The organism is Betaproteobacteria bacterium (genome assembly GCA_016713305.1).
In the GTDB taxonomy this organism is placed as follows: domain Bacteria; phylum Pseudomonadota; class Gammaproteobacteria; order Burkholderiales.
Genome location: JADJPK010000016.1, coordinates 52,352 through 70,380 on the forward strand (window position 1 = coordinate 52,352; position 18,029 = coordinate 70,380).

The following is an 18,029-nucleotide window of genomic DNA, read 5'->3' on the forward strand; positions in this document are numbered from 1 at the left end:
CGACGGACAGGTGGCGGCGCCGAGTGCTGCGTGCAGGACATCGACGAAGCGAAGCGTTCGCGCGGGACGATCGAAGCGCTCGCGTTGCAGATGCGCGACCGGGTGGACGAACTGGAGACGCTGCTGCAGGCGCTCCCCGTCGGCGTGTTCGTGGCCCGCGATCCGCAATGCACCGAGATCACGATGAACGAGGCGGGGGCCGCGCTGCTCCGCTTGCCACGGGACGGCAACGCGTCCAAGACCGGCGCGGGGGCGGACAGGCTGCCGTTCCGCGTATTCGCCCAGGGCCGGGAACTGGCCGGGAACGAACTTCCGATGCAGCGTGCCGCGCGCGAGGGCGTTCCCATCGGCCCCATCGAGGTGGACGTGCGATTCCAAGATGGCGAGGCCGTGAGACTCTACGAGTATGCCGTGCCGCTGCTGCATGCCGATGGCGCCGTGCGCGGCTGCGTGGGCGTCTTCGTGGATATCTCCGAGCGTGCGCGGGCGGAACAGGCCATCGCCGACAGCGAGCGGTTCATGGGTGCGGTGCTCGATGCGCTGCCTGCACAGGTGGCGGTGCTGGACCGGCGCGGATGCATCGCGGCCATCAACGAACCGTGGCGCCGGTTCGCCCGGACCTGCGGCGTGGCCTCCCCGGAACGCGCCGGCATAGGCGCGGACTATCTGGCCGTGTGCCGGCAAGCCAGCCGCGCGGGCGACACGTCGGCAGCGGAAGCGCTGCGCGGAATCGCGCAGGTGCTGGCCGGAGAACTCGACTACTTCCACACCGAATATGCCTGCGCGACACCACAGCGGATGCTCTGGTTCAGCATGCACGTGGTGCCTGGAGCCGACGAGTTCGGCGGTGCCATCGTCGTCCACATCGAGGTGACCGAACGGCGCCGCATCGAGGACGCGCTGATGCATGAGCGGGAAATGCTCCAGGCCATCATCGCGCGCATTCCCGTCATGGTGGCCGTCCAGGAGCCTGAACGGCACGCCGTGCGCCTCAACCCGGAATTCGAGCGGGTGCTGGGCTGGGGCGAACGGGATGCCGAGGGCGTCTCGCTGCTGGAACAGTGTCTGCCGGACCCCGAACACCGGGCCGCAGCCGTGGGGCTCATGCGGACGCGCCGGTCGGTGTGGCGGGATCTGCGAATGCGGGCGAGGGATGGGCGAGTCGTTCACACCTCCTGGGCCGGCGTGCGGCTGTCCAACCGCACGCGCGTGGGTATCGGCATCGACATCACGGAGCGCAAGCGCGCGGAGATGGCATTGCGCGAAAGCGAACGGCGCTTCCGCCAGATCGCCGACAGCGCACCGGTGCTGATGTGGATGAACGACGCGACCGGTTGCATTTTCGCCAACCGTGCCACCTTGCAGTTCCTGGGACTGCCGGCCACTGCCGACCCGCGCGCGCTTTCCTGGTCCGATTACGTGCATCCGGACGACCGCGAGCTCCACGCGCAACGCTATCGGGAATGCGTCGAACGGGGCGGCCAGGTGGAACTGGAATGCCGGCTGCGCCGGCACGACGGTGCCTACCGCTGGGTGCGGACCGTGGGTGTGGCCCGGCGCAGCGAGATGGAGGGCTTCCAGGGCTGCATCGGATGCACGTTCGACATCCACGACGTGCACATGGCCGCGGCGGCGCTGGAGGAGACGGACAAGCGCAAGGACGAGTTCATCGCGACGCTCGCGCACGAACTGCGCAATCCGCTGGCCCCGATCAGTCACTCGCTGCATCTGCTGCGCCGCTCGGGCGCGGACGAAGCGGCGGCGGCTCCGCTGCTCGACATGATGGAGCGGCAGGTGCGGCACATGGTGCGTCTGGTCGACGATCTGCTCGAGATCTCGCGGATCACGCGCGGTACGTTCGAGCTGCGGCCGGAGCGCGTGGAACTGAGCGCCGTCGTGCAGAGCGCCGTGGAGACGGCGATGCCGCTCATCGAGCGGGCGGGACATCGGCTGCATGCGGATCTTCCCGCGGAACCGGTGTGGCTGGAGGCGGACCCGGTTCGCCTTGCCCAGATTCTCGCCAACCTGCTCAACAACGCCGCCCTGTACACCGACCCGGGCGGGTGGATCGCCATCGAGGCACGGCCTGACGGCGGCTTCGTGACCATCACCGTCCGGGACAACGGCGCAGGCATCGCGCCCGAGTCCCTGCCGCATCTGTTCGAGATGTTCAGGCGCGGCGATCGAGGCGCAGGCCGGGGCAAGGGCGGGTTGGGCATCGGACTCGCCATCGCCCGGAGGCTGGCGGAGATGCACGGGGCGACGCTCGCCGCGCTCAGCGAAGGGCCTGGCAGGGGCAGCGAGTTCACGCTTCGCATGCCCCGCGGACGGCAAGTCTTCCCGCCTGCCCAGGCAGTCCGTCCTGGTGCCGCAGCGCACGCGCCGCTTCGGGTGCCGCGAGTCATGGTGGTCGATGACAACGAGGATGCGGCCGACAGTCTCGGCATGGTGCTGCAGGTCCTGGGGGTCGAGGTGGCGGTCGCACGCGGCGGCCACGAGGCTCTGGAGCGATTCGGCCGATTCAGGCCCGACATGGTGCTGCTGGACATCGGCATGCCCGACATCGACGGCTACGAGGTCGCCCGGTCGCTGCGTTCCCGTGACGACGGCCGGGCGGTGACGCTCGTCGCGCTCACCGGCTGGGGCCAGGAGCGCGATACACAGCTGGCACGGGAAGCGGGCTTCGATCACCATCTGGTGAAACCGGTGGACATCAACGTGCTGCAGGGGCTGATCGCGGAGGCCGCGAAGCCCGGCTGACGCCGGCGGCACAGCAGTTGCCGGCGCCTGCGTGCCGCAGGCACGGCAGGAGCGCAGTGGCGTTCCGTCCACGGCTTGCGGCGTTCCCGATCGCCGGACGCACCCGCCCATGTCCTATCTCGATCTGCTGCAATGGCCGGCCATGGCGGTGACCGTGGCGGCGGCCTGGCTTGTCGGCTCGCGTTCGCCGCGGCGGCGGGCTGTCGGCTTCTGGTGTTTCCTCGCGAGCAACGCGGCGTGGATCGTGTGGGGCTGGCATGCACACGCCTACGCGCTGGTGGTCCTGCAGTTCGCGCTGGCGGCCATGAACATCCGCGGCGTGCGCCGCAACGAATCCTGAACGATGAAGGGCCGTACGGAAGACTCGACCGACGACGGCACGAGGACCCGCCGCCCGGCCGGCACACGCCAGTCGCGTGTCTGCACGGGGCCGATCTCCCGCCGCATCGGGGCAGGGCTGGTCTTCGCCGGCCTCACAGGGGGGCTTGCCGCCTTTCTCGTCGACGCGGGTCTCTACGATGTGTCGGCGACGCGCCAGCATCTTCGCCCGACGTTCTTTCTCCTTGAAGCAGGATTGCATGCCTCGGTGCGCCGGCACGCACGTGCGGTGAAAGCACCCGGAGCTTCGACGCCTGCAAGCCTGGACCAGGGCATGCGGTGCTTCCTCGATCATTGCAGCCAGTGCCATGGCGCGCCGGGCATCGCGCCAGAGCCGTTCGCGCGCGGACTGCTTCCGCTGCCCGCGTCGCTCGTGCAGGCGGCGGACGACTGGTCGCGGGAGGAGCTGTACTGGATCGTCACGCACGGTCTCAAGATGACCGGCATGCCGGCCTGGCGTTATCGCCTGGAGGAAGAGGCCCTGTGGGCGGTGACGGACTTCGTGCGTACGCTGCCGGGTGTCACGGCGGAGCGGCTGCGCGAATGGCGCGAGGCCGTGCCCGAAAGCGCCTGCGAATCCCGCGCCACGAGACCGGAGGCCCCGGTGCGAGCGGCGTTCACGCAGTATGCGTGCACCTCCTGTCATCGCATTCCCGGCGTCGTGGGCCCTGACGTCCATGTGGGACCATCGCTCGACGGCATGCGTGACCGGCGATACGTGGCGGGCATGCCGATGCGGGGTCCCGGCGATCTTGCGCGCTGGATCGAACGTCCCTCCGCAGTCCGGCCCGGCACGCTCATGCCCGATCTGGGCGTCACACCGGGCGATGCGCGCGATGGCCGATTACCTGCTGGCCCCGCGATGAACATCCTCCTGCGCACGCTGCTTGCCCTCGTCGTGCTCGGCGTGCCTGCAATGGCGTGGCGGGGCGAGCGGCCCCCCGATCCAGGGGTGGCGCGCGGCCGTGACGCCATCGAGGCCTTTGCCTGCGGAGCCTGCCACACCATTCCCGGCGTCCGGGGCGCGGCAGGCGCAGCGGGGCCCTCGCTGGCGGGATTCGGCCGTCGCGCCTACATCGCGGGAAGGATCCCCAACGAGGCAACGGCGCTCGCTCGCTGGATCGCCGACGCGCCTGCGTTCCTGCCGGATACGGCGATGCCGGATCTTGACGTTCCGCCCGATGAAGCGCGCGCGATGGCAGCCTACCTGCTCACGTTGCGCTGATCCACGGAGACAGACGACGATGATGGCGATTCCCGCGTGCATCACCGGAAGAGAACCCCCGCCTGCGGAATTTCCACGCCGGCGGATCTGTCCCGCGAGGGGCGCGTGCCTGCCCAAGGCTGCGGTCCTGACCCGTGGGGCGACGTCGGCCTGAGCACCGGTCAGGGTCCCTCTCCACGTTCGACGCCGCGGGCCTGCAGGCGCAGTGGACGGGGTGGCTCACGCTGGGCATGACGGCCGGCGTGCTGGCGATCTTTGCAATGGTGATGTTCCTCGCGGCTCGCTCTGCCCTGCGACGCGACCGAACTGCGTGCGTCGCGCTGGATCGTCATCGGCGGTCTGGGCGTTCCGGCCGCCGTGCTGATCGCGCTGTTCGCCGTGTCCCTGCAGCTTCAGGATGCCTTGTCGGCGCAGCGCGAGTCCCCGGTGCTGCGCATCCAGGTGGAAGCCAGGCGGTGGTGGTGGCGGGTCGCCTACCTTCCCGGGACAGCCCCGGTTTCGGGGCCAGCGACAGGAGCGATGTGCACTGCTGCGCAACCGGTGGGCACGCCGGCGCTGCCGGGGAGCGGAGAGGCCGCCGTCACGCTGGCCAACGAATTGCGGTTGCCTGCGGGTGCGAGCGTGCAACTGGAGATCACGTCTGCCGATGTGATCCACAGCGTCTGGATTCCGTCTCTCGCCGGAAAGATGGATGCGGTGCCGGGACACGCGCATATGCTCCACGTGAATCCGCAACGGCCCGGCGTGTACCGGGGGCCGTGCGCGGAGTTCTGCGGCGGCCCGCACGGGATGATGGCGTTGCACGTGGAAGTGATGCCGCCGGCGTCCTTCGACCGCTGGCTGGAGAATCAGCGCGCGGACGCGCTCGTCCCTGTCGATCCGCTCGCGATGGAAGGCCGGAGGTTGTTCGTCGATGGCCCCTGCGCAGCCTGTCATCGCGTGCGCGGCACGGGCGCGAACGGCGATTCCGGGCCGGACCTCACCCACGTCGGAAGCCGTGCGTTCCTCGCCGCCGGCACGCTTCCGAACCAGCCCGGCGCCTTGGCCGGCTGGATTGCGGACCCGCAATCGCTCAAGCCGGGCAACCATGGCGCCGGCCCTTCCTTGCCGGGCGCGAACTCCGCGCCATCACCGCCTACCTGTCGGGCCTGCGATGACGCCGGAGGACACAGACTCCCGCGGTGTGCGCGAGCCTCGCAGCGAATCCCTCGCAGCAGAAGAGGGGCTCGCGAACCTCGAGCGCGTCTGGGCGCCGCCGCGCGGATGGCGCGTGATCTTCGCGGTGAACAACACGTACGTGGGCCTGTGGTATCTCGGCGCGGCGATCGGCTTCATGGTGCTGGCCGGCATTCTCGCGCTGGTGATGCGCTCGCAGCTCGCCGTGCCTCTGAACGATCTGGTCAGCCCGCAAACCTACAACCGGCTCTTCACGATGCACGGCACCGTGATGATGTTCCTGTTTGCGGTGCCGGCCGTGGAGGCGGCGGCGGTCTACCTGCTCCCCGGCATGCTGGGAGCGCGCGATCTGCCCTTTCCGCGTCTGTCCGCCTATTCGTTCTGGGCCTACGCCTTCGGCGGGACGGCGTTCCTCTGCACGCTGCTCTTCGCCGTGCCACCCGACGGCGGCCGGTTCATGTACCCGCCACTCTCGGGTTCCGGCGTTCTCGCCCGGGCCGGGGGCCGACCTCTGGCTGCTGGGCATCGGGTTCATCGAGATCTCGGCAATCGCCGGCGCAGTGGAACTGCTGGTCGGCATCCTGCGCATACGCGCGCCGGGCATGCGGCTCAGCGGACATGCCGGTCTTCACCTGGGCCATGCTGGTCACGGCCGGCATGATCGTCATCGCCTTTCCGTCCATCATCGCGGCGACGCTGCTGGAACTGGAACCGCGCGTTCGGATGGCCGTTCTTCGTGCCGTCACAGGGCGGCGATCCGCTGTTGGCGGCACCTCTTCTGGCTCTTCGGGCATCCCGAGGTGTACATCATCTTCCTGCTTGCGGCCGGCATCGTTGTCGATGATCGTGCCGACCGTCGCCGCACGCCGCTCGAGGGCTACCGGGCCGTGGTCGCCTCGATCATCGGCGTGGGAGTGCTGAGTCTCACGTTGTGGGCGCATCCATGTTCTCCGCAGGCGTGTCGCGCATCGCGCTGATCCTGGTGTCGGCCGCGAGCGCTCGCGGTGGCGCTTCCCGCGGCCGTCCAGTTCTTCGCCTGGATCGCGACCCTGTGGCGGGGGCGCATCCGATGGTCCGTGCCTGCGTGGTTCGTGGCGGAGTTTCCTCGCCACGTTTCTCCTCGGGCGGATTGACGGGCGTGATGCTGGCCGTGGTGCCCTTCGACTGGCAGGCGCACGACACGTACTTCGTGGTGGCGCATCTGCACTACGTGCTGATCGGAGGAATGGTCTTTCCGCTATTCGCGGGTCTTTACTACTGGGCGCCGCTGGCCTCGAGACGGCCGCTTTCGGAACGGCTCGGACGCTGGGCTTGCGCCACCACGTTCGCAGGCATCACCGTGACGTTCCTGCCCATGCACCTGACCGGATTGCTGGGCATGCCGCGTCAGGTGCACACCTATCTCCGGGCTGGGCTGGGACGCCCTGAATCTTCTTTCCACCGTCGGCGCCTTCGTGTTCGCGCTGGGCGTGGGCCTCGTGCTTCTGGATCTGGCGCTACTTCGCCTCGTCCCGGCGCGGCGAATCGCACTGCAGACGGCAGGGAACCCGTGGCAGGGCAGGCACCCTCGAATGGCTCCCCCGGCGGGAACTATATGGCGTTCGCAGCATTCCCGCGGATCGGCGAACGCTACCCGCTCTGGGATCGCCCGGACTCCCCGGCGAGGTGGAGCGCGGCGAACATCTGCTGAACGATGCACCCCACGGGCCAGCGGGAATCGCTCGTCACCTCCGCTGTCGCGGCCCGGCCGCAATATCTCCGGATCCTGGCCAGGTCCGAGTCCGTGGCCCTTGCTCGCCGGTCTGGGCGGCCGCGTTCTTCTTTCTCCTGACGGTGAAGTGGACCTGGGTGGCAGGGGCGGCGGGCGCGTTCACGATCGTCGCGCTGTGGCGCTGGCTGTGGCCGCTGGAGCCGGCGTTTCCTGCGGGCCCGTCACTGGGCGGCGTGCGGCTGCCGGTGGGCGCAAGCGGATCGGCATCGGTCGCGTGGTGGGGTACGGTCGTGCTGGTGGTGACGGCCGTCATGGTGCTGGCGTCGCTGCTGTTCGCATGCTGCTTTCATCTCCGGCACGTTGCCGCCGTGTGGCCCCGAGCGGCGTGCGATTGCCGGACGAGTGGCGTCGCTTGTCTCAGCCCTTGCGTGTGTCGCAAGCGCCGCTCTGCTGATCGCCGCCGGGCGTGCCATCGCGCGTGATGCCCGCATGGCCGTTCAGCGCCGCCTGGATCCGCGTGGCTGGCGGCAGCCGGCGCGCATGCGGCCTTGCTGGTCGCGAACGCACCGGCCCGCGAGGAAGCTGCGGCGAGCGCGTACGGGGCGTCGGTCTGGATGCTGGCCGTGTATCAGGCATCCTTCGGGGCGCTGCAGACGGTCCTCTTCGTCTTCGTGCTGGCGCGCGCGGTGGGCGGACGCCTTGCATCGGAACGGCGGAATGCGTTCGACTGCGCACGCCTCCTGTGCTTCTCACCCTCCTGCAACACGTGATCATCGTGACCGTCACCGCAGGCTTGCCGCGGTGGTAGGGCAGGCCAGGGACTGTCCGCGGGCGTGACGCCACACGGCGTTGCCACGTCGTCGGCTACCAGCAATGCGCCGGTCCGGTCGAGCGCCACGCCGACGGGCCGGCCGCGCTCGGACCTCCGTCGTCGACAGGCCGGACGGAACATCTGCCGGGGCGCCCGCCCGCTGGCCACCCTCGAAGCGCACATGACGCGGTAACCCGACCGAGGACGCCGGTTCCACGAACCGTGTTCGCCGATGAAGGCGCCGGACGCGAAGCGGCCGGGCAACACGATGGTCGGGCGATCGCCAGGCCCAGCGGAGCGACGTGCGAGCCCAGGGCGTAGTCCGGCACCACGGCACGCGCGACGAGATCGGGTCTTGGCGGTTTCACGCGCGTGTCCACGTGGCGGCCGAAGTAGCTGTAGGGCCAGCCGTAGAACGCACCGTCCTGCACGGAGGTGAGGTAGTCCGGCACCAGATCGCTGCCGAGTTCGTCACGTTCGTTGACGACCGTCCACAGCTTGCCCGAGACAGGTTCCCACGCGAGTCCGTTGGGGTTGCGCAGGCCCGAGGCGAAGAGCCTGCGGGTGCCCAGCGCGGGGTCGACTTCCAGGATGGCGGCGCGGTCTGCCTCGTTGTCCATGCCGTTCTCCGCCACGTTGCTGTTGGAGCCGACGGTCACGTAAAGACGGGCGCCGTCCGGGCTCACGATCACGTTCTTGGTCCAGTGATGATTGATGGGGCCGGCCGGCAGATCGACCACGTGGCTGCCTGCGGCGGTGATGCGGGTCGCGCCGGTCTGATAGGGGAACCGGACGAGGGCGTTGGTGTTGGCCACGTAGAGATCGTTCCCCACGAGCGCCATGCCGAACGGCGAGTCGAGGTTCTCGAGGAACACGGTCCGCTGTTCCACCCGGCCATCGCCGTCGGCGTCCCGCAGCAGCGTGATGCGATTCGCGCTGCGGCCGCTGCTGCCCGCGCGCTTCATCACCATCTTCATGAACCAGCCGCGGATTCCCTTGGCGTCCTCCGGCCGGGCGGGTGCGTTGGTTTCGGCCACCAGCACATCGCCGTTGGGCAACACGAGGAGCCAACGGGGATGATCGAAGCCCTTCGCGAAGAGTTCGACCTGAGGCCTGGCGCCGCGACGGGCACCGAGCCGGTCGGCCAACCGCGTGCCGGAGCGATGTTGACGATCGGCAGCACGCCCTTTCGCGGAGCGGGCAAAGCCGGGTCGGGGCCGGTGACCGCCTCGGGGGGGAGGCGGGCCTGGTCGCCACAGGCGGAAAGCGCTGCGGCAACGAGCAAGGGAAGCAGACGGGATAGGCGCATGGCATCCCCTGCGCAAGCGACGTTCCCACGGGGCGCGCACCAGGGAAACACCGTCCCCGTTCACCGTTCTCCCCGTGGAAAGGGTGCACGACCGTGGCCCTGCGGGCTCGAGTTCGCTCCGACGGCGTGTACAAGCGAACTGGGTCCGGTAGGGATTACCGGGACGTGCCGCCGCTGCTTGCCGCTCCCCGAGACCTCGCCGGCCCGGGTGGAGCAGAGAGCCGGCACGCCGATTGCCCCTCGACGCTCCGGGGAGGGAGCCTCCATCCCGGTTCGGAGTTCGTTCGTGACAACAACCGCGGTCCTTCGCCTGTTCACCCGGCGGCGGGGTGATCTTCTCGTGGTCTTCACCGCTGCGCTTGCCGCCGGCACCGTCGAACTCGTTCTCTGGCACATCAGCGCGCGCTTCTCCTATCTTCCCGGCGTGCTGATCGTCCTTGCGGCGCTTCACTGGGGAGGTGCCCGTTGGGGCGTGGTGGCCACCCTGGCCTGCCTGGCAGCCGGTTCGTACGTCTCGGAGATGCTTGGATCCTCCGGCATGCCCCCGGCCGCGCACTGGGTGCTCGCCCCGACCTTCGTGGTCATCGGCGTCGTCCTCAGCGTGACCTACCGGCGCCTGCGCATGGACGATCTGCGCCGCCGGCGCGAACGCCGGGCGTTCGAGCGGGCGCTTCGCCATCGCGACCAACTGTTGCGTGAGTTGCGGGAGAGCACAGGCCGCCTGAAGCGGCTGTCCGAGTCCAACATCGTGGGCGTGATCCACTGGAACCTGGACACCGGGCTCATCACCGACTGCAACGACGAGTTCCTGCGCATGACGGGCTACGACCGGACCGACCTCACGTCCGGCAGGCTGGACTTCAACGCGATGACTCCTCCGGACTGGCGCGACCGCAACGCAGCCGGGGTGGAAGCCCTGCGCGCCACCGGCGCCGCACAGGCGTACGAGAAGGAATACCTGCGCAAGGACGGCACCCGCGTGCCGGTGATCATTGCGGGAGCCCGCTTTCACGATTCACTGCGCGAGGGCATGTCCTTCGTCCTGGACCTGAGCGGCCGGCGGACGGGCGGAGGAAGATCTTCGAGCGAACGAACGCATGTTCCCGGACCTCGCCGATTCGATCGCCCAGCTCGCCTGGACGGCGCGGCCCGACGGGCACGTGTTCTGGTTCAACCGGCGCTGGTATGACTACACCGGACTTCGCCCCGACCAGGCGGAGGGCTGGAACTGGACCCGGGCGCTGGATCCCCGCGAACTTCCCCGGGTGCTCACGGGTGTGGCCTCGCACTTCTCCGAGGGGACGGCGTGGGAGGATTCCTTCGCCCTGCGCCGGAGCGACGGGGCCATGCGGGCGCATCTGGGCCGCGCTCTGCCCGTGCACGATGCCGGCGGGAACGTTTCGATGTGGGTGGGTACGTTCACGGACATCACCGGGAGGCGCAGCGGATGCGCTGCCAGGCCGAGCTCGTGCAGGCCGCGCTGCATGTGCGGCCCGCTCGCCGGCTCCGTGTCCATCGGCGAGACCTTGCAGGGCCTGCTGATACAGGACGTTCCGTCACGGGTGCACCGTCGGTGCGGCTCGTCGTGGCAAGCCACGGCGTGCTGCAGGAACCGCTCGAGTTCCGCTCGCCTGCGCTCGAGTTCCGCTCGCCTGCGCTCGAGGGTTTCGATGCGGACGTGCATCCGCTGCCGGAGCACACCGGCACGCCCCCAGGACTGCAACGGAAAGCCGACGGTCCGATGAGGCCGTCCGTTCCAGAGCCCGGCGACGGCGAGCTTCAGATTCCGCTGGCTGGAAGCGATGGGCGGCCGATGGGATCGCTGGCCTATGCGCTGCCTTCCGCCGGGTTTTCGCAGGAGGAGAACACGGCGGCGTTGCAGCTTGCCGCCATGGTCACGGCGAGCCTCGAAGGGTGGCGCCTGCGGCAGGCCCTCGCGGAGGCGGAGCGGCAGAAGGACACTTTCCTCGCCATGCTGGCGCACGAACTGCGCAATCCGCTCGCGCCGTTGCGGGCCGGCCTCGCCATCCTGCGCATCTCCGAACCGGAGTCCGATATCGCGCTGCAGGCGCGGGACATGATGGAACGGCAGCTCGGACACATGGTGCGGCTCATCGACGATCTCATGGACCTGGAGCGCGTGACCCAAGGCAAGATCGAGCTTCGCAAGGAACGCGTGGAACTGACGTCCGCGCTGCGCCTCGCCATGGAGACATGCGGACCGGCCATCTGGAGGAAGGCGGTCATCGGCTCAGGGTGGATGTGCCGGAGCGGCCCCTCTATGTGGAAGCCGACATCACGCGTTGCAGCCAGCTGCTCGCCAACGTGCTGGGCAACGCCGCGAAGTTCACTCCCCGCGGCGGGGTGATCGAGGTGAGGCTCGCGCGGCAGGGCGCGGAGGCGGTCGTGACCGTGACCGACACGGGACGCGGCATTCCTGCGGCGATGCTGGACAGCATCTTCGACATGTTCGTGCAGGTGTCTCCGGCTCAGGACCGCGTCAACGGCGGGCTGGGCATCGGGCTCTACCTGGTGAGGCGTCTTGCCGAACTGCACGGCGGCCGCGTGACGGCGAGAAGCGAGGGGCCCGGACGGGGTAGCGAGTTCGAAGTGCGCCTGCCGGCAGCGGAAGTGTTTCCGGACGCAGCGGCGATGCTGCCGGCGAAGGCGCACCGGCATTGCGGCCCACGCCGCGTGATCGTGGCCGACGACAACACCGATGCCGCATCGAGCCTGGCGATTCTGCTGGCTTTGCGAGGCAGCGATGCGCGCGTGGCCTCCGACGGATTCGAGGCGCTGCGACTGGGCGAGACGTTCGAGCCGCACGTGGTCATGCTGGATATCGGCATGCCGGGCCTGGACGGATTCGAGACGGCACGGCGGGTCCGTGCGGCACCCTGGGGCCGGGACGTGCTGCTCGTCGCCATTACGGGATGGGGGCGGCCCGACGATCGCGCGCAGTCGCAGGCCGCCGGTTTCGACCTGCATCTGGTCAAACCCGTGGATCTGGACGTGATCGAATCGCTGCTGACGGGTTCTATCGAGGACGTGCCGGTGCGGGGGTGAGGCGAGGTCGCCACACCCGTCCGGAAACTCCGGCTTCGAGGGCTGCGTTTCTCGCCACGTCACCGGCGATGCACGAGGCGGGTCATTCTCAGGAGGCAAGTCGCGGAGTCCTGGGGACGCGTGCCTTCACATCGCCCGCAGGGACTTTCCCGGCGGTCGGCAGGACAATGGCGATGGCGGTCGACGCGGAAAGAGTGAGTCTCGATGTCTGGAGAGGTATTGATGTCCGTACCGCTCGGCCCGATCATGACGTTCCCCTCCAGGGCGGGTCGCCGTCGTGCCCGCCGAGGCCCTCCTACCGCCACGTACCGAACTCTGCGCCATGCCAGATGACACCGAACGCCGCCTGATGAACCTGGAACTCAAGGTAAGCGAAGCCGACGACACGCTCGAGCGGTTGAACGACGTCATCGTGCGCCAGCAGGCGCAGATCGACCTGTTACTGCGGGAAGTGGCGATGCTGCGTGCGCAGACTCCCGCCGACGAAACCCCGGCCTTCCGTAGCCTGCGAGACGAGTTGCCGCCGCACTACTGAAGGCCGACGTAAAGCTTCCGGCGATCAGATTGGAGAGGTGGATGACTGGCGGGGAGGGCGAAGTGCAGTGGTGCTGCAACCCCATGAACTACCGGTGGAGAAGATTGATGGAGTTGCGCGTGTGCGCCAGAAGTACCACCAGGTCGGGTTTCTGTAGTTGCCACCTGACGTGCGAGCCGAGTTGGGCGGCTATGTGTGAGAAGCGGGCCCACCCTGCTACGAAGCGCGACGACCCGCTGTCACCGGGTCGGATGTATCGGTTGGGTCGATGCTGCTACTGGAGTCCGGTCAGCCCGGCCGCCCCCGACTGCGAGAAACCTGATTCCGAGAGCAAGTTCCGCAATCCATGCGAGGTTCACCGACGGATTCCGGAGGCGCCTCCCGGTCGTGTTCGTTTCCAGCGCAAGACCTCCTCGGTCTGCTGATTTGTCGACGCTCAGCACGGCGTCGTCGGTGGCAACAGCGACTCCCCTTCCGACGAGACCGCGGAGAGCCCGCTGGCCGTGAATGTGAGCCTCTTGTCCTTCGCGCCTTGACGACCCTCTCGCGCGCGCGATGAAACGGTCGCCTTTGCTTGCCTCAGGCCGTTCACCGAGTACTGGGCAGCTGGCATGCTGGCACCCGCATCCGTCACCGCCGCACTTCCGCATGCCGTGTCGATGCAGGCACTCGATCAGCCCTGCGTGCGGGACGCCCCTTTCCTGCCTGAACTCGGCGCGGGAGAGCAGGACGAAATCGACCAGCCCCACCGATGCGGACTGCACTCTCCCCATCCGCACCAGCGGTTGAATTCGCGGCTTTCATCGATCACGCCCAGTCTGGAGAGCACCTCTTGATCGTCAGTCACGGGGAATCCTGTGCATGAAACACAGGCTCGACGAGGGCCGGCGCCAAACCCATCGGCGGTTCGGGAAGCTCAGTTGCTCTCGGGTGACCAACGATCGTCACGGGTCAGGTGCTGAGTGCCGGATAATCGGTGTAGCCCTTCTCCCCGGGTGTATAGAACGTCTGCGGGTCCACGGCATTCAGCGGCGCATCCTTTCGCAGCCGATGCACCAGGTCCGGGTTGGCGAGGAACGCACGGCCCATTGCGATCATGTTGGCACGGCCGCTGGTCAAGGCCTGTTCGGCCGTCGCCTTGTCGAAGCCGCCGGCAAGGATGAAGGGCCCAGCGAATGCCGCACGCAAACCGGCCTTCAGTTCATCCGGAACGGCGGGCGCCCCGAGCGCCGAATGGTCCAGTACGTGGACGTACATCAGGCCAAGTGGGGAAAGCGCCGGTGTCGTTGAATACGCCATGGGGCGACAGCCGGATGCCGACGTGGTCCGCGCCGATGGCCTGCGCTGCAGCGGCCGCCACTTCAAGAACCAGCCGATTGCGCCCCTCGGGTGTGCCGCCGTAGCCATCCGAGCGGCGGTTGACGTTGGCGTTCAGGAACTGCTCCAGCAGGTAGCCGTTGGCGGCGTGCAATTCGATCCCGTCGAATCCGGCTTCCATGGCCAGGTGGGCCGCCTGCGCATACTCGGCCACGGTGGAGGCGATGTCTGTGGCGGTCATGGCGCGCGGTGCGGTGTGCGGCTGGCTGCCTTGCGCATCGGTCCACATCTCGCCCGGACAGATCTCCGGCGACGGTCCGAGCACCTCGGCACCGGCCGGCAGATTGGCCTGGTGGCTGACGCGGCCGGTGTGCATCAGTTGCACCACGATCCGTCCGCCCTTGGCATGGACGGCATCCGTCACAAGCTTCCACCCGGACACGTGCGTGCTCTGGAACAGGCCTGGAATACGCGCATACCCAAGACCGTTGGGAGATGGCGACGTGCCTTCGGTGATGATCAAGCCTGCAGTCGCACGCTGTGAATAGTAGGTCGCCATCAGTGCATTGGCGGTGTTGTCGTTGACCGCGCGGCAGCGCGTGAGGGGCGACATCACGAGGCGGTTGGCGATCTGCATCGTGCGCAGTTGGAAGGGTTCGAAAAGCATGGGCAGTCCTTGCAGTGGTCGAAAGTCGATGGATGGCCACCGTCGGTACGGGGCAGGCCCGGGCCGGGCCACGTTTCTCAGGCAGGTTGGTGTCAGGTTCCCGTTCAGCGCATGGACACTACGACCTTGCCCTTGGCGCGGCCGCCTTCGACGTGGGCCAAGGCTTCGTTGGTGGACGCGAACGGGTAGACCTTGTCGACGACGGGTCGGATCGCCCCCGCGTCGACGAGCCGAGTGATCTCGCGCAGCTGGTCACCGTGAGCCCGCATGAAGAGGAAGCTGTAGTCGACGCCCCGGCTGCGCGCCTCCCGCCTGACGCCCGCACTGAGCAGCCACATCACCAACCTGAGGGCTGCCGGCGCAGCGATCTGCCGGCCGAATGCGGGATCCGGTGGACCGGAGATGGAGATCAGTTTTCCTCCAGGCTTGAGCACCCGCAGGGACTTCTTCAGGGTCTGGCCATCCTGGCTGTTCAGCACTACGTCCTGGTCTCGCAGCAGAGCCTCGAAGTCCTGCGTCTTGTAGTCGATGACGGTGTCTGCGCCCAGGCGTCTGACCAGCTCCGTGTTCGCCGCACTGGTGGTGGTGGCCACGCGGGCACCGCGTTGTTTGGCCAACTGGATGGCAAACGTGCCCACGCCGCCCGAACCGGCCTGGATGAAAACGCTCTGCCCCTTCTTCAAGTCAGCCCGCTCCACCAGTGCCTGCCACGCCGTCAAGCCCACCAGCGGCAGCGACGCCGCTTCTTCCATGGTCAGCGTCGTCGGCTTGGGCGCCACGGACGACTCCTTGACTGGGATGAACTCGGCAAACGTGCCAATGCGGAAATCATCCGCCCGCGCGTAGACCTCGTCCCCGGCCTTGAACTGTTGTACCCGAGCGCCGACCTTCACCACCACGCCGGCGACATCGTGGCCGAGAACGAGTGGCATGCCGTATCGGAGAATCAGCTTGAACTCGCCGTTCCTGATCTTGGCGTCGATCAGGTTCACGCCAGCGGCGTGCACTTCCACCAAGACCTCGTCTCCGCGTAGCGCGGGAACCGGCATGTCGGTCAGTTGCAGCGTGCGGTCCCTTGCCGTATCGATCAAGAACGAAGGCCTTCATGTCGGCCAACCCGCTGGACCTGCGATCCATCGATCGCTGCCGCCCATTTGGAATGATGATCATCATATGTTTGGTCGAATGCAGTGGACGATGGCGTGCATCAGTCGTCCTCGGGGACCAGGCGTGCCAGTGCGGCCTGGCAGATCGCGTCCGACAGGACCGGTTCGTCGACAGCGCGGGCCAGCACGACTGCTCCCACCATCGTGGCCACGGTCACGAGCGCTTGCTCGTGGGTGCCCGGTTTTCCCCAATCCGCCGACTGGCGCGCCACCAGGTCGACCATCTCCTTGATGCGCCGCGTGGCTGCTCGCCTCACTTCGGGGGCCTGGCGCGGCATCTCGGAACCTAGCGCGGCCACTGCACAACCCAGTTCGGCATTGTCGATGTGGGCCTTGGACAGGTAGGCACGCAGCATCGCTGCCAATGCCTTTTCCGGCGGCACTTTCGCGACGATGTCGGCGACAGCGGCCACCGAATCGGCACCCGCCCGATCTGCGGCTTCAGCCAGCATCGCGTCGCGCGACTTGAAGTGGGCGTAGAACGCCCCATGGGTGAGGCCGGCCTGCTTCATGATGTCCGCAACGCCCGTGCCGTCGTAGCCGGTCTTGCGGATGGCGCGCGCGGCAACCGCCACGATGCGGTCGTGCGACGCCTGTTTGGCGGCGGCTTTGGGCGTTGGGCTTTGCTCTGTGCATGATGACCATCATACGTTCATTCGGCACGCACAACAAGGCGATTGCCGGACCTTCGAAACGGCCCTGCGTCCTCCCCGCCCACGACACGACCGGACCTGCGGAATTTCGCGCTGCTCAACGTGTTGAGGGACGGCGGTGATACCAAGGCCGACCGCCGGAGAATGCCGTCTTCTCAGTGGCGTGACCGTCGGCTCACGCCTGGACGGGTGGTGCGGCCCGATGCGCTGCGGTGGCTCCGCGAACGCGCGCGCGCGGCACCGGCTTCACCGCGAGATTCCTGATCGCAGGGCCGGGCGGCGCTCAGGGCGCGCGCCAATCGGAGAACGCCCGACATCGACGCCCGCAGTGGACCGGTTCGCCGACCGAATAACGGCGGCTTCTCGACATTCCATTGCCCGTCGATGCACTCGGTGTCCTGATCCCCGTGACGCTCGATCTCTCGTTCTCGCGCACATCACTAGGATTCGTGGGTGCGACGAGATCGAGAGCCGTCCGGGAATCGGCGGTGACTACAAGTCGATTCCCGATATGACAGCCAAGTCGGGCTAGAACGTTGCGCGCCTGGCCACGACCTTCCACGTACGGCAGCACGGTCACGCCGGATTCATCGGCGTCCAGCGATCGACGGCGCCGTACAGATCGTGGACGGGTGTCTGCACGAAACGCGGCGTCTGCTCGCTGATCTCGACACGCGCCGGGCGGGGATGAGCCGCACTGCTTTCTCGATATCGAACTCGTTCCACGCCGCGCCGCGCATCTCGCCTGGGTGGACGAACGTCAGCAAGAGAAAACGCATCGCGAGCTAGGCCAGCTTGTTGCCTCCGCAGGCATCTAGCTTTTCGAGGAACTCCGGCAGTTTCGATTCCTTCAGGGCCCCGTAGAGGCGTACCTCCCCTGACCAGACGTACCAAGATGTACCCCCATACGTATTCCAGAAACCGCCAGCTCGCAACGGAACGCTGTAGACAATGCCGGAGCTCGGAAGCGACGTTTCCCCTATGAGGATCGTCCCTTTCCGGACAATTCTGGATCTTCTTGGAAGTGTGCTTGGTGCCGGGAGGGGGAATCGAACCCCCATGGTGTTGCCACCGCGGGATTTTGAGTCCCGTGCGTCTACCGATTCCGCCATCCCGGCCAGAGATGGATGCGCCGATCCGGGGGGGCAACTTGTGCCCGCCGCCGCCCTGATCGGGGTCGCGATTATGGACGAGTGTCTGCCGTTGGGAAAGCCTCGGCTGGTCCGGGCCCCGGATCGCACGCATAATGCGCGCC

16 protein-coding genes, 1 tRNA gene and 3 pseudogenes are annotated in these 18,029 nt (G+C 67.8%); 14 read left to right on the forward strand and 6 right to left on the reverse strand.

Features of this window, described 5'->3' with window-relative positions:
• Positions 1-30 precede the first annotated feature (30 nt).
• The 8 genes and pseudogenes from IPK20_18585 (at position 31) to IPK20_18620 (ending at position 7,732) form a co-directional block, all read left to right on the forward strand.
• Complete coding sequence (locus IPK20_18585; GenBank protein ID MBK8018520.1) at positions 31-2,760, forward strand: PAS domain S-box protein; 2,730 nt, start codon at positions 31-33, stop codon at positions 2,758-2,760.
• A 109-nt stretch (positions 2,761-2,869) separates the two neighbouring features.
• Positions 2,870-3,100 (forward strand): hypothetical protein, encoded by a 231-nt coding sequence (locus IPK20_18590; GenBank protein ID MBK8018521.1) that lies wholly within the window; start codon positions 2,870-2,872, stop codon positions 3,098-3,100.
• A gap of 3 nt (positions 3,101-3,103) precedes the next feature.
• Positions 3,104-4,363, forward strand: coding sequence for a c-type cytochrome (locus tag IPK20_18595; GenBank protein MBK8018522.1), 1,260 nt, complete (start codon positions 3,104-3,106; stop codon positions 4,361-4,363).
• A gap of 714 nt (positions 4,364-5,077) precedes the next feature.
• Positions 5,078-5,392: pseudogene (locus IPK20_18600) on the forward strand (c-type cytochrome).
• Positions 5,393-5,516: 124 nt separating this feature from the next.
• A complete protein-coding gene (locus tag IPK20_18605; protein ID MBK8018523.1) occupies positions 5,517-6,200 on the forward strand; it encodes a cbb3-type cytochrome c oxidase subunit I in 684 nt (227 codons plus the stop codon).
• A gap of 139 nt (positions 6,201-6,339) precedes the next feature.
• Positions 6,340-6,516: a hypothetical protein gene (locus IPK20_18610; protein MBK8018524.1), complete on the forward strand. Its 177-nt coding sequence runs from the start codon at positions 6,340-6,342 to the stop codon at positions 6,514-6,516.
• Positions 6,483-7,229, forward strand: coding sequence for a cbb3-type cytochrome c oxidase subunit I (locus IPK20_18615; protein MBK8018525.1), 747 nt, complete (start codon positions 6,483-6,485; stop codon positions 7,227-7,229). Before IPK20_18610 ends, IPK20_18615 begins: the two co-directional genes overlap by 34 nt.
• A gap of 143 nt (positions 7,230-7,372) precedes the next feature.
• On the forward strand, positions 7,373-7,732 hold the full coding sequence (locus IPK20_18620) for a hypothetical protein (GenBank protein MBK8018526.1): 360 nt from the start codon (positions 7,373-7,375) through the stop codon (positions 7,730-7,732).
• 146 nt (positions 7,733-7,878) lie between these two features.
• Here IPK20_18620 and IPK20_18625 read toward each other — a convergent pair.
• Positions 7,879-9,370 (reverse strand): annotated as a pseudogene (locus tag IPK20_18625) (sorbosone dehydrogenase family protein).
• A gap of 286 nt (positions 9,371-9,656) precedes the next feature.
• Between IPK20_18625 and IPK20_18630 the strand changes: the two are divergent.
• The 6 genes from IPK20_18630 (at position 9,657) to IPK20_18655 (ending at position 13,807) form a co-directional block, all read left to right on the forward strand.
• On the forward strand, positions 9,657-10,559 hold the full coding sequence (locus IPK20_18630; protein MBK8018527.1) for a PAS domain S-box protein: 903 nt from the start codon (positions 9,657-9,659) through the stop codon (positions 10,557-10,559).
• Entirely contained in the window at positions 10,468-11,115 is a 648-nt protein-coding gene (locus tag IPK20_18635; GenBank protein MBK8018528.1) for a PAS domain-containing protein, read from the forward strand. Before IPK20_18630 ends, IPK20_18635 begins: the two co-directional genes overlap by 92 nt.
• A complete protein-coding gene (locus IPK20_18640) occupies positions 11,112-11,738 on the forward strand; it encodes a HAMP domain-containing histidine kinase (protein MBK8018529.1) in 627 nt (208 codons plus the stop codon). Before IPK20_18635 ends, IPK20_18640 begins: the two co-directional genes overlap by 4 nt.
• Positions 11,654-12,436, forward strand: a complete 783-nt coding sequence (locus IPK20_18645) for a response regulator (protein ID MBK8018530.1) — start codon at positions 11,654-11,656, stop codon at positions 12,434-12,436. The genes IPK20_18640 and IPK20_18645 overlap by 85 nt, the downstream gene beginning before the upstream one ends.
• 322 nt (positions 12,437-12,758) lie before the next feature.
• On the forward strand, positions 12,759-12,971 hold the full coding sequence (locus IPK20_18650; protein MBK8018531.1) for a SlyX family protein: 213 nt from the start codon (positions 12,759-12,761) through the stop codon (positions 12,969-12,971).
• Positions 12,972-13,582: 611 nt separating this feature from the next.
• Complete coding sequence (locus IPK20_18655) at positions 13,583-13,807, forward strand: hypothetical protein (GenBank protein ID MBK8018532.1); 225 nt, start codon at positions 13,583-13,585, stop codon at positions 13,805-13,807.
• 115 nt (positions 13,808-13,922) lie between these two features.
• On the opposite strand, the pseudogene IPK20_18660 reads toward IPK20_18655, so the two are convergent.
• The 5 genes and pseudogenes from IPK20_18660 to IPK20_18680 all read right to left on the reverse strand — a co-directional run bounded on the left by IPK20_18660 (position 13,923) and on the right by IPK20_18680 (position 17,892).
• Positions 13,923-14,955, reverse strand: a pseudogene (locus IPK20_18660) (alkene reductase).
• Between the two features lie 104 nt (positions 14,956-15,059).
• Positions 15,060-16,004, reverse strand: a complete 945-nt coding sequence (locus IPK20_18665) for an NADP-dependent oxidoreductase (GenBank protein MBK8018533.1) — start codon at positions 16,002-16,004, stop codon at positions 15,060-15,062.
• A gap of 158 nt (positions 16,005-16,162) precedes the next feature.
• The gene (locus IPK20_18670; protein ID MBK8018534.1) at positions 16,163-16,699 is read right to left on the reverse strand and encodes a TetR/AcrR family transcriptional regulator; all 537 of its coding nucleotides are present in this window, start codon (positions 16,697-16,699) and stop codon (positions 16,163-16,165) included.
• A gap of 651 nt (positions 16,700-17,350) precedes the next feature.
• The gene (locus tag IPK20_18675) at positions 17,351-17,500 is read right to left on the reverse strand and encodes a hypothetical protein (GenBank protein MBK8018535.1); all 150 of its coding nucleotides are present in this window, start codon (positions 17,498-17,500) and stop codon (positions 17,351-17,353) included.
• Between the two features lie 305 nt (positions 17,501-17,805).
• Positions 17,806-17,892, reverse strand: a tRNA-Leu gene (locus IPK20_18680).
• Positions 17,893-18,029 lie beyond the last annotated feature (137 nt).

Bases quoted from the DNA above. Each gene is read 5' to 3' on its own strand.
- IPK20_18590 (MBK8018521.1), top strand. From the start codon at position 2,870: ATGTCCTATCTCGATCTGCTGCAATGGCCGGCCATGGCGGTGACCGTG.
- IPK20_18595 (MBK8018522.1), top strand. From the start codon at position 3,104: ATGAAGGGCCGTACGGAAGACTCGACCGACGACGGCACGAGGACCCGC.
- IPK20_18605 (MBK8018523.1), top strand. From the start codon at position 5,517: ATGACGCCGGAGGACACAGACTCCCGCGGTGTGCGCGAGCCTCGCAGC.
- IPK20_18615 (MBK8018525.1), top strand. From the start codon at position 6,483: ATGTTCTCCGCAGGCGTGTCGCGCATCGCGCTGATCCTGGTGTCGGCC.
- IPK20_18635 (MBK8018528.1), top strand. From the start codon at position 10,468: ATGTTCCCGGACCTCGCCGATTCGATCGCCCAGCTCGCCTGGACGGCG.
- IPK20_18640 (MBK8018529.1), top strand. From the start codon at position 11,112: ATGAGGCCGTCCGTTCCAGAGCCCGGCGACGGCGAGCTTCAGATTCCG.
- IPK20_18650 (MBK8018531.1), top strand. From the start codon at position 12,759: ATGCCAGATGACACCGAACGCCGCCTGATGAACCTGGAACTCAAGGTA.
- IPK20_18655 (MBK8018532.1), top strand. From the start codon at position 13,583: ATGCTGGCACCCGCATCCGTCACCGCCGCACTTCCGCATGCCGTGTCG.
- IPK20_18665 (MBK8018533.1), bottom strand. From the start codon at position 16,004: ATGCCGGTTCCCGCGCTACGCGGAGACGAGGTCTTGGTGGAAGTGCAC.